Origin of the sequence: Micromonospora sp. WMMD1155 (assembly GCF_029581275.1) — a bacterium.
Lineage (GTDB): Bacteria > Actinomycetota > Actinomycetes > Mycobacteriales > Micromonosporaceae > Micromonospora.
On the sequence record NZ_CP120742.1, the window covers coordinates 3,003,449 to 3,015,720 of the forward strand.

Sequence of the window (12,272 nt, forward strand, 5' to 3'; positions counted from 1 at the left end):
CGTACGTCTGGCGTTGATTACGACCGGGTGATGACCTGGCGAACGAACGCAGCCCACGCGGCCGGAGGAAAGGTCAGCGCCGGACCCGACTGGTTCTTCGAGTCGCGCACCGCGACGATGCCGGGCAGGTTGTCGGCGACCTCGACGCAGTCGCCGCCGTTTGAGCTGCTACGGGTGCTCGTGCGCCAGAGGGCGCCGGTCAGGTCAGCCATGATCTTGCCTCTAGAAAGTCGATGGTTTGACGGCGCGATAAGGCCATCGAACGGAGCGTATCCCAGGTGGCCCAGAGGGCGGCGGTGTCATTGGTGAGCCGCCCGGCAGCCTGATCATCGAGGTAGGCGACATCGCCGTCTTGAGTCGTGGCGATGACGAAGGGCCCTGCCTGCCCGGCGTGGAGGCCGGCGTCCAGCGGCAACACGTGAAGGAGCACATGCGGCCGTTGAGCCATCTTTACCAGATGGTCCAGCTGCGGGTTCATGATCTCGGGGTCGCCGCGACGAAGAGCGAACTCGTCAATCAGCGCGACGAAGAGCGGAGGCTTGCGTCGGTCCAGCACCGCCGTCTGTCTCCGCAACCGGGTCGCTACGTAGTCCGCTACCTCATCTGGGTCGAGCACCCCACTGGCCAGCACCGCCGAGGCGTAGTCGGGGGTCTGCAGTAAGCCGGGGACGACCGCCACTTGGAAGGCGCGCAGCGCGGATGCCTGAAGTTCAACCTCCACCCACGGGCGTAACCATGCCGGCTCACGCCGTTTCAAAACGTCCGGCCAAATGTCCTCGACTTCACGGCCGAGCGCAGCGGCTGCGGCTGCGCGGTGACGCGGATGCGGGATCCGGCCGGGGTTGACCCAGCGCGCAACCGTCTTCGGGTCTACACCCACCTGCTCGGCAAGACTTTCAACGGTCTCACCCGCGTCGGCTAAGGCCGCTCGTAGGGCTTGGTTCATACCCACCTCCGAGCGGACGTCTTCAACGTCTACATAACGTATAGCTACGTGGTGTAGCCGTCCAGTTCCAAAGGGCAAGGTGCTGTGTAGACGGTGCGACTGGCAGGGAACTCGAACTCGGCCGCGTTCGCAACGGGCCGCCCCGTTTTCGAACACTCGTTGGCGGCCCTCCCGCAGCGAAGATCGAGGGGGCAACCTGTGACGAACGAGCCGCCCGAACGGAACCCCGAACCGAAGCCCGCCCCGCCGCCGTCTTCACCGGGCGTGCCCTGGCCGCCGGGGGCCGTCGGCCTGCCCCGGCCGGTCACCCGCGTACCCGCGCGCCGCTGGACGTCGCAGGCCGCCCGCCCCCACATCCCGATGCGTCCCGCTTGGCTGTGCCGCAACTGCGCTGCCGCGTGGCCGTGCGGGCCAGCGCAGCTTCACCTTGTGACCGAGTTCTACGGCCATTCGATCGCCCTGGCGTTCTACCTGGCGTCGAACCTGCAAGACGCGATCGAAGACCTGTATGCCCTCGGTGCCCACCCCGACCTGCCGGCCCTTCACGCCCGCTTTCTCGGGTGGCTGCCCCTGGTCCGTCGGCCTCGCAGCATCGAAAGGCCCTGACCGGCCGCCATGGGTGCCATTTCCGCAGGGTGTGACTTGGTGCGGGTCTCTGGGGAGATCGGCGAAGGCGAGGAGTCCGGCGGTCGGCGTCAGTCCGGGTGTCGCCCGCCGGGAGTGGGTCGGTACCGCTCCAGGCGCCGAAGTTTTCGGGTCAGCCCGCGTGTCTCACCTGGACTGTCGTGAGGGCTGCCCGTGTTAACCTCCCTCCGCTGAGCATGATCACCTTGAGCGACCGAGGGGACACGTGATGGCCGAGGTTCCCAACACGGCGGGGCTGCTGGACCCGGACGGCGCGATGGACCGGCTCGCGGAGTGGAAGGGTCGCCTCGACCAGTTGGCGATCGCCACCGACGCGATGAGTGACCGCATCCAGGCGCTACGGGTGACGGCTGCCGACGGCAACGGGCTGGTGGAGGTCACCGTCGACTCGGTGGGCGCGTTGGTCGACCTGCAACTGGGTCAGCGGATCCAGCGGGTCGCGCCCGACGTGGTCGCCAGGACGATCATGAACACGATCGGTGTGGCCAAACGGCAGTTGGCCGACCGGGCGCAGGAGATCATCGGCGACACCCTGGGGACCGACTCACCCGCCGCGCGGGCGATAGCCGAACGCGTCGGGCAGCAACTGCGCGCGGCCGACCCCGCCGTGGACGGGCCGGACGACCAGCACGGGCGGTGAGCAGATACCGACGGACCAGCGACGACGTGATCCGCTGGCCGGACAGCCCGGACGCGCGGGCGGCACTGGAGGAGTGGTTCGCGGCGTCGGCCGAGACCGCGTACCTCTCTGGTGATTTTCTCGATTTTCGCGGGGCGGACCTCAGCCGTCTCGACCTGGTCGGCGCCTATCTCGCCAACTCGCGCCTGGTCGACGTCCGGTTCGAGGCGACCAACCTCGCCGACGCCGACCTGGCCGACGCCGAGGTGGAGGGCGCGGACTTCGCCTGCGCCGACCTGGCCAAGGCGACACTCGTCGGCTGCTCGGCCGGTCGGGCGCGGTTCCTCTCGGCCCGCCTGTTCTCGGCGCAACTCGACCACGCCGTGCTGGCCGGGGCGGATCTCCGCCGCTCGGTCCTCAACTCCGCCACCCTCTACGAGACCGACCTGCGCGATGCCGATCTGGAGTTGGCCAGCATGCGCTGGTGCACGCTGGGCAATACGAGCATGCCGACGGTGCTGAGCGGCGCGCGGATGTTCGGCTGCCAACTCGACGGCGCGAAGGGTGCCGTCGTCGGCCCGGTCCTCGTCGACGAGGGGGCGACGCGGTCACTCGGCGGTGTCGAGCTTGCGGCGTGGTTCTCCGGGCAGGGCGCGGAGGACGTCCAGGTGGTGGGCTGAGGACGCCGTCGCAGACGACTCAGGGCCGGTCCCGTGGGGCCGGCCCTGTCGCTGGTGCTGCTCAGACGAGCGGAGGATACGAGATTCGAACTCGTGAGGGTGTTAACCCAACACGCTTTCCAAGCGTGCGCCCTAGGCCTCTAGGCGAATCCTCCGCGAGCCAGGATACAGGCCCCCGTCGGGCGGGCCACCCCACCACCCCCTGAAGATCGACGGGCGGTCGGGTAGGCTTGGCGGCACCTCCCGTGCGGCGGTATCTCGTGAACCTCCCCAGGGCCGGAAGGCAGCAAGGATAAGCGAGCTCTGCCGGGTGCACGGGAGGCCTTTTCGTCTCCGGGGCCCTGCTCCGGGGCCTTGATCCACACCAGGTCGGCGAGGTGGGGCTGTCCCGGGCAGTCGACACCGCCAGGTCGGCGATGTGGAGTCGATCAACGCGCGGCAAGGCACGGCCACGCGCCGCAAGGCACGGCGACCCACGGCAACCCGGGCGCCCGGCGGGGCGCGGCAGCCTCGGCCATTCGGCGGGGTGGGTGGTCGTCCGCGCCCGACCGGCGCAGAATGGCTCGGTCGAGAGGAGGCGGGACGAGTGACGCTGGCGCTCTACCGCAAGTACCGGCCGCGGACCTTCGCCGAGGTCATCGGTCAGGAGCACGTGACCGAGCCGCTGTCGCAGGCGCTGCGCAGTGGGCGGCTCAACCACGCCTACCTCTTCTCCGGGCCGCGTGGCTGCGGCAAGACCACCAGCGCCCGGATCATGGCCCGCTCACTCAACTGCGAGGAGGGCCCCACCCCCGAACCGTGCGGCAAGTGTGCGTCCTGCCGCTCGCTGGCCGCCGACGGTGCCGGCTCGATCGACGTGATCGAGATCGACGCGGCCAGCCACGGCGGTGTCGACGACGCCCGCGAGCTGCGCGAGCGTGCCTTCTTCGCACCGGCCAACAGCCGCTTCAAGATCTACATCATCGACGAGGCGCACATGGTCTCGACCCAGGGCTTCAACGCCCTGCTCAAGCTGGTCGAGGAGCCTCCGGAGTACGTCAAGTTCATCTTCGCCACCACCGAGCCGGAGAAGGTCCTCGGCACGATCCGGTCGCGGACCCACCACTACCCGTTCCGGCTCTTCCCGCCGAAGGTGGTCCGCCCGTACCTGGAGCAGCTCACCCAGGCCGAGGGCGTCGCCGTCGAGCCGGCGGTCTTTCCGCTCGTGGTGCGCGCCGGTGGCGGCAGCATGCGGGACAGCCTCTCCGTGCTCGACCAGCTCATCGCCGGCGCGGGCGCGGAAGGGGTCAGCTACGCCCGGGCCGTCTCGCTGCTCGGGGTCACCGACTCCGCGTTGATCGACGAGATGTGTGACGCGCTGGCCGCCGGTGACGGCGCGGCCGCGTACGCCACCGTCGACCGGGTCGCCGAGGCCGGGCACGACATGCGCCGGTTCGCCTCCGACCTGCTGGAGCGGCTCCGCGACCTGATCGTCATCCAGCAGGTGCCGGACGCCGCCGCGAAGGGCCTCATCGACGGCCCGGCCGACCAGATCGAGCGGATGGCCGCCCAGGCCTCGCAACTCGGTACGGCCACGCTCTCTCGCTGCGCCGACATCGTGCACGACGGCCTGGTGGAGATGCGCGGCACCACAGCGCCCCGCCTGCTGCTGGAGCTGATCTGCGCCCGAATGCTGCTTCCCGGCGTGGACGACTCCACCGGCGGCCTGCTCCAGCGCCTGGAGCGGATGGAACGTCGGCTCACCCTGGTCGGCACCGAGGCAACGACCAACACCCCAGGGGTACGCCCACAGCCCGCCACCCCGGTTCCGGCTGCCGCCGACCCCGCACCCGCCGACGCCCCGACCTCCGCACCGCCGTGGGATGTCGACCCGGCCACGTCCCCGGCCCGCAGCGCCGCCGCCCAGGGTGCTTCGATGTCGGGCGGTCCGGCCTCGGGTGCTCCGATCTCGGGTGCTCCGGCGGCGGGCGTCCCGACCGCCGATTCGCCGATCCCGGCGTCGCCCGGTGCGTCGGCGACCACCGTCGGGATGGCATCCGCCTCCGGCGCGACCGGCGGTTCGGCTGCTGCCGGTTCGGCCGGCGGCTTCGCCGGCCCCGGTTCGGGTGGCACCGGCTCCGGTGGCCCGTCGGTGCCGCGCCGTGCGGTGCCGCCGTCGGCGGTGCTTCCCGACCCGGCCACCCCCGTGCCGCCCCGACCGGATGCGCCGGCCGCCGCGCTGGACGCGGTCGCGGTCCGCCGGGTGTGGCCCGACGTGGTCGGCAAGGTCAACCGGACCAACAAGCGGATCGCCGCCCTGATGCGCGACGCGGTGGTCCGCGAGCTCGACGGCGACATGCTGGTACTGACCGTGAAGTCGACAGTGCTGGCCAAGATGATGGCCGACCACTCGGCCGTGCTGACCGACGCGCTCTACGAGGAGTTGGGCGGGCGCTGGCAGATCCGGTGCGAGGTGGCCGGTGAGCGTGGCGGAGTGTCGCTGTCCGGCCCGCAGCGCTCGCAGCCCGCCGCTCCGGTCCGTCCCGCCGCGCCGAACACGCCCGCCGCCAGCCCGGCGAGCGCACCGCCCGCGGCATCCGACCCGAGTGCCGCGCCGAACCGTGCGGCCGCGCCGAACGCGAGCGCCGCGCCGAGCCCGAGCGCCGCGCCGAGCCCGAGCGCCGCGCCGAACGCGAGTGCGACGGCGAACCCGAACGCCGCGCCGAACCGTGCGGCCCCTGCCCGACCGGCGAGTGCGCCGACGTCACCGGTTGCCACCGGCCCGACCAGCGCGCCGCCCGCCGCAACGAGTTCGTTCGGCGCTACCGGCCCGCACTCCGGTGGTCAGCCCGGAGGCGCGGCTGTGCGCGGCGGCGGTGGCCACGGCGCGGGCCAGCAGGGTGGCCCGCAACCCACGGCGGTCGACGACGAGGACGACTGGCCGGAGGCGGCGCTCCCCGGCGGCGGTGCCCCCGTCGCCGAGGCGAAGGATGACGAGGACTGGCCGGAGGCCGCCCGCCCCGGCGGCGCGTCGGCCGGAGACACCCCCGGGCTTGATGCTGCGTCCAGCATCGCACCGAGCAGCGGTAGCGCTCATGGCATCGGAGCGAACGGCTCGGGCGCAGCGGCCGGTGCTGGTCAGGCGGGCGGGCGGGGTAACCCGACGCCGGCGGCCCGGCAGCCGGCGTCAGCCGGTGCCGCACCGGTGAGCAGCGCCATCGCCGCGGCTCGCGCGGCGGCGGCGGGGCGGGGTACGCGTACCGCCGCGGCGTCCCGGCCCGTCGCGGACGCCGAATGGGCGGGCGAGCCGCCCTACGACCCGGACTTCGACGGACCGGCGGCGCGCGGTGGTCGACCGGGTGGGGCGGCCCCGGCGGCGACCCCGGTCTATGAGGGCTTCGACCCGGGCGACGAGCCGTTGGACGAGGTCATCGACGAGAAGACCGCCCGGGAGTCCAGTGAAGAGCAGGCGGTACGGCTGCTCCGGGAAACCTTCGGCGCCGAGAAGATCGACGAGGTCGACGCCCGCTGACCCCGCCGATCATGGAGTTGTGGTGGGTGACAACCCGCCCCCTACTGGTCTATTCGGACACCACTACTCCATGATCGACGCGAGCGGGTGCGGGGGCTGGGGTTTCGGCCAGTAGGACGCCTAGGCAGCAGGCCCAGAGAGGGAAGGGCAGGACGGCGACGCGTTCCATGCCGCCCACGCCGATCCCGACCCCCTGCTGGGCGAAGAACAGCGCCGTCCCGACCAGCGCGATGATCCCGGCCGTGAGGGTGAGCCGTCGCCACCGGCCGAGCGTCGTGGTGGCCGGGGCGAAGCCGGCGAGGAGCAGACCGACGTTGCCCAGGCCCATGATCAGGACTGCGCCGAGGACGTGCCGGTTCTCGTCGACGTCGGCCGGGTGGAGGGCGACCAGGGCGTACCCGCCGGCGGCCAGCAGCAGGAGCGTCTGGGCCGCGCGCACCACGCCCCCGCGACCGAGGATCCGCCAGGTCAGCAGGATTCCGACGGCGAGCAACACGGCGGTGGTGAGTGTCGCGGCGTTCATCAGCGGGTGCCAGGGCGAGCACACGTAACGGGGACGACTGGTGTCCCAGATGCCGCAGTGTGCGTTGCCGAGGTCGCTGATGTTGTGGGTGGCCCAACTGTAGGTCGGGTCGCGCCACCGCAGACCGGTGACCAGATTGGCGACGAGGAAGAGCGGGGTGGCCGCGACCCAGCACAGCGCGCCGATCCGGCCGGAGCGGCTGATATTCATGCCCTTGAGCAGACCAGGTGGGTGGTTCGTGGCGCACTACCGCCAGGTGGCCGGTTCGGGGTAGTGCCAGCCGTACCCCCGGAAGGGTCCGGCGTGGGCGGACGCACCGGGCGGGGCAGGGTCGGTCCCAGCGGATAGGCTGGGCGGCGGCCGAGCAGACGAGTGCGAGAAGGAGCCATCCGTGCGCCCAGGTGGACAGCCGAACATGCAGCAGATGCTGAAGCAGGCGCAGAAGATGCAGCAGCAGATCGCCGCCGCCCAGGCTGAGCTGGCCGAGGCCGAGCTGACCGGCACCGCCGGTGGTGGGCTGGTCACGGCTACCGTCTCCGGCTCCGGTGAGCTGAAGGCCATCAAGATCGACCCGAAGGCCGTCGACGCGGACGACGTGGAGACCCTTGAGGACCTGGTCGTCGCGGCCGTGCACAATGCCGCCGAGGCGGCCCGCGAGTTGACCGAGCGCAAGATGGGCCCGGTCGCCGGTGGCATGGGCGGCCTCGGCCTGCCCGGTTTCTGAGCCGGCAGATGTACGAAGGTGCCATCCAGGACCTGATCGACGAGCTGGGTCGGTTGCCGGGCGTGGGCCCGAAGAGCGCCCAGCGGATCGCGTTCCACGTCCTGTCGGCGGATCCGGCCGACGTCAACCGGCTGGCCGGCGCGCTGCGCAAGGTCAAGGAGCTGGTGCGGTTCTGCACCACCTGTTACAACGTGGCCGAGTCCGAGCAGTGCCGGATCTGCCGCGACCCGCGCCGCACCGACGAGGTGCTGTGTGTGGTGGAGGAGCCCAAGGACGTGGTGGCCATCGAGCGGACCGGTGAGTTCCGCGGTCGCTACCACGTGCTGGGCGGCGCGATCAATCCGCTGGAGGGGATCGGGCCGGACAATCTGCGCATCCGGGAGCTGCTGATCCGGCTCGGCGGCGGCACGGTGCGGGAGTTGATCCTGGCCACGGATCCGAACACCGAGGGCGAGGCGACCGCCACCTACCTGGCGTTGATGGTGAAGCCGATGGGCATCTCGGTGACCCGGCTGGCCAGTGGGCTGCCGGTCGGCGGCGACCTGGAGTACGCCGACGAGATCACCCTCGGCCGGGCCTTCGAGGGCCGACGCGCGGTCTGATCCCCTTACGTGCAACCGATGGCCGGCACCCTCACGGTGTCGTCCATCGCTTCGTCACTGCCCGGAATTGATCTGACACTTGATCCCTCATCGGGGCTGTTCGACGTAACAGTTTGGCATCGCGGGTGCGGATTGAACGGTCTGAGGGGCTGTTTACCTTCGAATCGAAAGTCAAGCGGCGCTTGAGGCACGATCCGATACCAACCGTCCACCTGGCAGTTTCCGGGTGGACGTAACGAGAGCTATGGTCACCGCCATCGGTGACCCCTGTCACCACGTTGTCCGTACCCCCAAGGACGAGGTGAAGCACACATGCGTGCACCCAGGCCGAAGGTCGCGATCGCGGCCGTCGCGGTCGCGGCCCTCGCGGTAGCAGGCTGCGCCGAAAGCAACCGCGACGACAAATCCGGCGGTAGCAAGAAGGACACCCTCGTCTTCGGCGTCGCCGGAGACCCGAAGGTGCTCGACCCGAGCTTCGCCAGCGACGGTGAGTCGCTGCGCGTGGCGCGTCAGGTCTTCGAGACCCTGGTCCGGCCGGAGGAGGGTGGCACGAAGGTCACCCCCGGTCTGGCCGAGTCCTGGACCCCGGACGCCGCGGGCACCACCTGGACCTTCAAGCTCCGCTCGGGCGTGAAGTTCCACGACGGCACCGACTTCAACGCCGAGGCCGTCTGCGTCAACTTCAACCGCTGGTACAACGCCAAGGGCCTCATGCAGAGCCCGGACGTGACCGCGTACTGGCAGGACATCATGGGCGGCTTCGCCAAGAACGAGGACGCCGAGCTGCCGCCGAGCCTCTTCAAGTCCTGCGCCGCCAAGGACGCCACCACTGTGGACCTGTCCTTCACGCGGGTCTCCAGCAAGATCCCGGCCGCGCTGATGCTCCCCTCGTTCTCCATCCACAGCCCGAAGGCGCTGCAGGAGTTCGACGCCAGCAACGTGGGCGGCACCGCCGAGGACATCAAGTACCCGGCGTACGCCACGGCGCACCCGACCGGCACCGGCCCGTTCAAGTTCAAGACCTGGGACGTCGCCAACAAGACGCTGACCCTGGAGCGCAACGAGGACTACGCGGGCCCCAAGGCCAAGCTGAAGAACCTCATCTTCAAGACGATCTCGGACGAGAACGCCCGCAAGCAGGCGCTCCGCTCCGGTGACATCCAGGGCTACGACCTGGTCGGCCCGGCCGACGTCGAGCCGCTGAAGTCCGAGGGCTTCAACATGCTCACCCGTCCGGCGTTCAACGTGCTCTACCTGGCGATGAACCAGAAGGGCAACCCGAAGCTCGCCGACATCCGGGTCCGGCAGGCCATCGCGTACGCCCTGAACCGTCAGCAGCTGGTCACCTCCAAGCTGCCGCCGGGCGCCAAGGTCGCCGACAACTTCATGCCGGACACCGTCGAGGGTTGGAACGGCGACGTCACGAAGTACACCTACGACCCGGCCAAGGCGAAGGCGCTGCTGGCCGAGGCGGGCGCGTCGAACCTGACGCTGAAGTTCCACTACCCGACCGAGGTCACCCGGCCGTACATGCCGAACCCGAAGGACATCTTCGAGCTGCTCTCGGCGGACCTGAAGGCCGTCGGCATCACCGTCGAGGCGATCCCGCTGAAGTGGAGCCCGGACTACCTCAACGCCACCACCTCGGGCAACAAGCACGACCTCCACTTCCTGGGCTGGACCGGTGACTACGGCGACGCCTACAACTTCATCGGTACCTTCTTCGACCGGCCGAAGGACGAGTGGGGCTTCAACAACAAGGCCCTGTTCGACCAGTTCAAGGACGCGGACACCACCGCCGACATCGCGGCCCGGACCGAGAAGTACAAGGCCCTGAACAAGTCCGTCATGGACTTCCTGCCCGGTGTGCCGATCTCGCACTCGCCGCCGGCGATCGTGTTCGGCAAGGACGTGACCGGCGTCAAGGCCAGCCCGCTCACCGACGAGCGGTACGCCACCGCCGAGTTCAAGTAAGTCCTGATCTGACGCAGCAAGGAACGCGGGCGGGCGCTGTCCACAGCGCCCGCCCGTAACCCTCCGCACCCCTTCGAGGCCGCCGTGTTCCGGTTCATCGTCAGACGCCTGCTTCAGCTGATACCCACGCTGTTCGGGCTCTCCCTCCTGCTCTTCATCTGGCTCCGCCGGCTCCCCGGCGGCCCCGAGACCGCCATCCTCGGCGAGCGCGGCACGCCCGAGATGCGTGCTGCCATCCGTCGCAACATGGGGCTCGACGAGCCCATCCTGGTGCAGTACGGCCGTTTCGTCCGCCGGATGATCAAACTCGACCTGGGCACCTCGACCTCCACCAAGCGGGCGGTCACCACGGAGTTCATCGAGCGCTTCCCCGGCACCGTCGAGCTGACCATCACCGCGATGGTGATCGCGATCGGCGTCGGCATCCCGCTGGGTTACCTGGCCGCCCGTCGTCGCGGCCGCTTCCTGGACCACGCGTCCGTGGGCGGCTCGCTGATCGGCATCTGCATCCCGGTCTTCTTCCTCGGCTACGTGCTCAAAGCGATCTTCTCGGAGAACCTGCACTGGTTCCCGTCCAGCGGCCGACAGGACCCGACGCTCGGGGCGACCCGGATCACCAACTTCTTCGTCCTCGACGGGTTGATGACCCGGGAGTGGGACGCCGCCGCCGACGCCCTCTGGCATCTGGTGCTGCCGGCCATCGCGCTGGCCAGCATCCCGCTGGCGATCATCGTCCGGATCACCCGGGCGAGCGTGCTGGAGGTCCTCAACGAGGACTTCGTCCGCACCGCCGAGGCGAAGGGCCTGACCGAGCAGACGGTCCGTCGCCGGCACGTGCTGCGCAACGCGATGCTGCCGGTGGCCACCTCGATCGGTCTGCTCGCGGGCGGCCTGCTCTCCGGCGCCGTGCTGACCGAGACCGTCTTCGCCTTCAGTGGCATCGGAGCGTTCGTCGCCGAGGCCATCGGCCAGCGCGACTATCCGGTGCTGATGGGCTTCATCCTGATCATCGCGGTGGTGTACGTGCTGGTGAACCTCCTGGTCGACCTCTCCTACAGCTTCATCGACCCGAGGGTGAGGGTGCGATGACACTCAGCCCGGGCAAGAAGCGTGAAAAGATCGACCGGCTCTCCGAGCTGGCCGCCCGTGACGACGAGCGCGGCGTCAGCCTCTGGCAGGAGGCCTTCCGCCGGCTCCGGAGCAACCCGGCCGCGATCGTCGGCGCGGTCATCCTGGCGCTCTTCCTGCTGGTCGCGGTGGTCGGGCCGTTCCTCGTGCCGTACGGGCCGACGGACACGATCGGCATCCGGGAGGGTCTGATCAAGCCGGGTGTGATCCCCGGCCCCGACGGTGACCACTGGTTCGGGTACGACCACCAGGGCCGGGACGAGTTCAGCCGGATGATCGTGGGAGCCCGGCAGACCCTGCTGGTCGGTGTGGTCTCCACCCTCATCGGTCTGGCGATCGGCGCGCTGATCGGTGGCATCTCGGGTGCGGCTGCCGGTCTCGGTGGTCGGTGGGGGCGCTGGGTCGACACCACCCTGATGCGCTTCATCGACATGCTGCTGGCGATGCCGAGCCTGCTGCTGGCGGTGAGCATCGCCGCCCTGCTCGGGGCCAGCCTGACCACCGTGATGATCGCGGTCGGCGTGGTGTCGGTGCCGGTGTTCGCCCGGCTGCTGCGCGGCTCGATGATCTCCCAGGCCAACAGCGACTACGTGCTCGCGGCCACCTCGCTCGGGGTGAAGAAGTCGAAGATCGCGCTGACCCACGTGGTGCCGAACTCGCTCGCCCCGGTGATCGTGCAGGCCACGCTGACCCTGGCCACCGCCATCATCGAAGCCGCGGCGCTGTCCTTCCTCGGCCTGGGCAACCCGGACACCGCCGTACCGGAGTGGGGCGTCATGCTCGCCGACGCACAGCAGTACCTCGGCATCCGGCCGTCGCTGGCGATCTACCCGGCCGTCGCGATCATCATCACCGCGCTCGGCTTCACCCTGCTCGGTGAGGCGATGCGTGAGGCCCTCGACCCGAAGCTGCGGAAGTAG

Annotated in this window: 12 protein-coding genes, 1 tRNA gene and 1 other RNA gene; 10 read left to right on the forward strand and 4 right to left on the reverse strand. The window is 70.0% G+C overall.

Translation table 11 applies throughout. The annotated features are described in order from the left end of the window. Nucleotides 1-17: 17 nt before the first annotated feature. Together O7617_RS13645 and O7617_RS13650 are read right to left on the reverse strand one after the other, a co-directional pair. Complete coding sequence (locus tag O7617_RS13645) at nt 18-212, reverse strand: DUF397 domain-containing protein (RefSeq protein WP_282263918.1); 195 nt, start codon at nt 210-212, stop codon at nt 18-20. Beyond that, on the reverse strand, nt 200-946 hold the full coding sequence (locus O7617_RS13650) for a DUF5753 domain-containing protein (RefSeq protein ID WP_282263919.1): 747 nt from the start codon (nt 944-946) through the stop codon (nt 200-202). The genes O7617_RS13645 and O7617_RS13650 overlap by 13 nt, the downstream gene beginning before the upstream one ends. 429 nt (nt 947-1,375) lie before the next feature. Between O7617_RS13650 and O7617_RS13655 the strand changes: the two genes are divergently transcribed. The 3 genes from O7617_RS13655 to O7617_RS13665 all read left to right on the forward strand — a co-directional run bounded on the left by O7617_RS13655 (nt 1,376) and on the right by O7617_RS13665 (nt 2,890). Continuing rightward, nucleotides 1,376-1,552, forward strand: a complete 177-nt coding sequence (locus O7617_RS13655) for a hypothetical protein (protein WP_282263920.1) — start codon at nt 1,376-1,378, stop codon at nt 1,550-1,552. A 247-nt stretch (nt 1,553-1,799) separates the two neighbouring features. Then, a complete protein-coding gene (locus O7617_RS13660) occupies nt 1,800-2,231 on the forward strand; it encodes a YbaB/EbfC family nucleoid-associated protein (protein WP_282263921.1) in 432 nt (143 codons plus the stop codon). Further along, entirely contained in the window at nt 2,228-2,890 is a 663-nt protein-coding gene (locus O7617_RS13665; protein WP_282263923.1) for a pentapeptide repeat-containing protein, read from the forward strand. The genes O7617_RS13660 and O7617_RS13665 overlap by 4 nt, the downstream gene beginning before the upstream one ends. 70 nt (nt 2,891-2,960) lie before the next feature. Here O7617_RS13665 and O7617_RS13670 read toward each other — a convergent pair. Next, nucleotides 2,961-3,045: transfer RNA gene (locus tag O7617_RS13670), tRNA-Ser, on the reverse strand. An 82-nt stretch (nt 3,046-3,127) separates the two neighbouring features. Between O7617_RS13670 and ffs the strand changes: the two genes are divergently transcribed. Both ffs and O7617_RS13680 read left to right on the forward strand, forming a co-directional pair. Then, nucleotides 3,128-3,217: signal recognition particle sRNA small type (gene ffs, locus O7617_RS13675), an RNA gene on the forward strand. 259 nt (nt 3,218-3,476) lie between these two features. After that, the gene (locus tag O7617_RS13680) at nt 3,477-6,401 is read left to right on the forward strand and encodes a DNA polymerase III subunit gamma and tau (protein WP_282263925.1); all 2,925 of its coding nucleotides are present in this window, start codon (nt 3,477-3,479) and stop codon (nt 6,399-6,401) included. 49 nt (nt 6,402-6,450) lie between these two features. Here O7617_RS13680 and O7617_RS13685 read toward each other — a convergent pair whose 3' ends face one another. Continuing rightward, a complete protein-coding gene (locus O7617_RS13685) occupies nt 6,451-7,134 on the reverse strand; it encodes a DUF998 domain-containing protein (RefSeq protein ID WP_282263926.1) in 684 nt (227 codons plus the stop codon). A 205-nt stretch (nt 7,135-7,339) separates the two neighbouring features. Between O7617_RS13685 and O7617_RS13690 the strand changes: the two genes are divergently transcribed. The 5 genes from O7617_RS13690 to O7617_RS13710 all read left to right on the forward strand — a co-directional run bounded on the left by O7617_RS13690 (nt 7,340) and on the right by O7617_RS13710 (nt 12,272). Beyond that, a complete protein-coding gene (locus O7617_RS13690) occupies nt 7,340-7,648 on the forward strand; it encodes a YbaB/EbfC family nucleoid-associated protein (RefSeq protein ID WP_030489880.1) in 309 nt (102 codons plus the stop codon). Between the two features lie 8 nt (nt 7,649-7,656). Continuing rightward, the gene (gene recR / locus O7617_RS13695; protein WP_282263927.1) at nt 7,657-8,250 is read left to right on the forward strand and encodes a recombination mediator RecR; all 594 of its coding nucleotides are present in this window, start codon (nt 7,657-7,659) and stop codon (nt 8,248-8,250) included. A 312-nt stretch (nt 8,251-8,562) separates the two neighbouring features. Further along, nucleotides 8,563-10,224, forward strand: coding sequence for an ABC transporter substrate-binding protein (locus O7617_RS13700; protein ID WP_282263929.1), 1,662 nt, complete (start codon nt 8,563-8,565; stop codon nt 10,222-10,224). Nucleotides 10,225-10,308: 84 nt separating this feature from the next. Beyond that, complete coding sequence (locus tag O7617_RS13705) at nt 10,309-11,313, forward strand: ABC transporter permease (protein WP_282263930.1); 1,005 nt, start codon at nt 10,309-10,311, stop codon at nt 11,311-11,313. After that, nucleotides 11,310-12,272 (forward strand): ABC transporter permease, encoded by a 963-nt coding sequence (locus O7617_RS13710; RefSeq protein WP_282263932.1) that lies wholly within the window; start codon nt 11,310-11,312, stop codon nt 12,270-12,272. Before O7617_RS13705 ends, O7617_RS13710 begins: the two co-directional genes overlap by 4 nt.

Coding starts and splice junctions, on each gene's coding strand:
- O7617_RS13690 (WP_030489880.1), top strand. CDS start 7,340: ATGCAGCAGATGCTGAAGCAGGCGCAGAAGATGCAGCAGCAGATCGCC.
- O7617_RS13645 (WP_282263918.1), bottom strand. CDS start 212: ATGGCTGACCTGACCGGCGCCCTCTGGCGCACGAGCACCCGTAGCAGC.
- O7617_RS13685 (WP_282263926.1), bottom strand. CDS start 7,134: ATGAATATCAGCCGCTCCGGCCGGATCGGCGCGCTGTGCTGGGTCGCG.
- O7617_RS13710 (WP_282263932.1), top strand. CDS start 11,310: ATGACACTCAGCCCGGGCAAGAAGCGTGAAAAGATCGACCGGCTCTCC.
- O7617_RS13660 (WP_282263921.1), top strand. CDS start 1,800: ATGGCCGAGGTTCCCAACACGGCGGGGCTGCTGGACCCGGACGGCGCG.
- O7617_RS13650 (WP_282263919.1), bottom strand. CDS start 946: ATGAACCAAGCCCTACGAGCGGCCTTAGCCGACGCGGGTGAGACCGTT.
- recR (WP_282263927.1), top strand. CDS start 7,657: ATGTACGAAGGTGCCATCCAGGACCTGATCGACGAGCTGGGTCGGTTG.
- O7617_RS13700 (WP_282263929.1), top strand. CDS start 8,563: ATGCGTGCACCCAGGCCGAAGGTCGCGATCGCGGCCGTCGCGGTCGCG.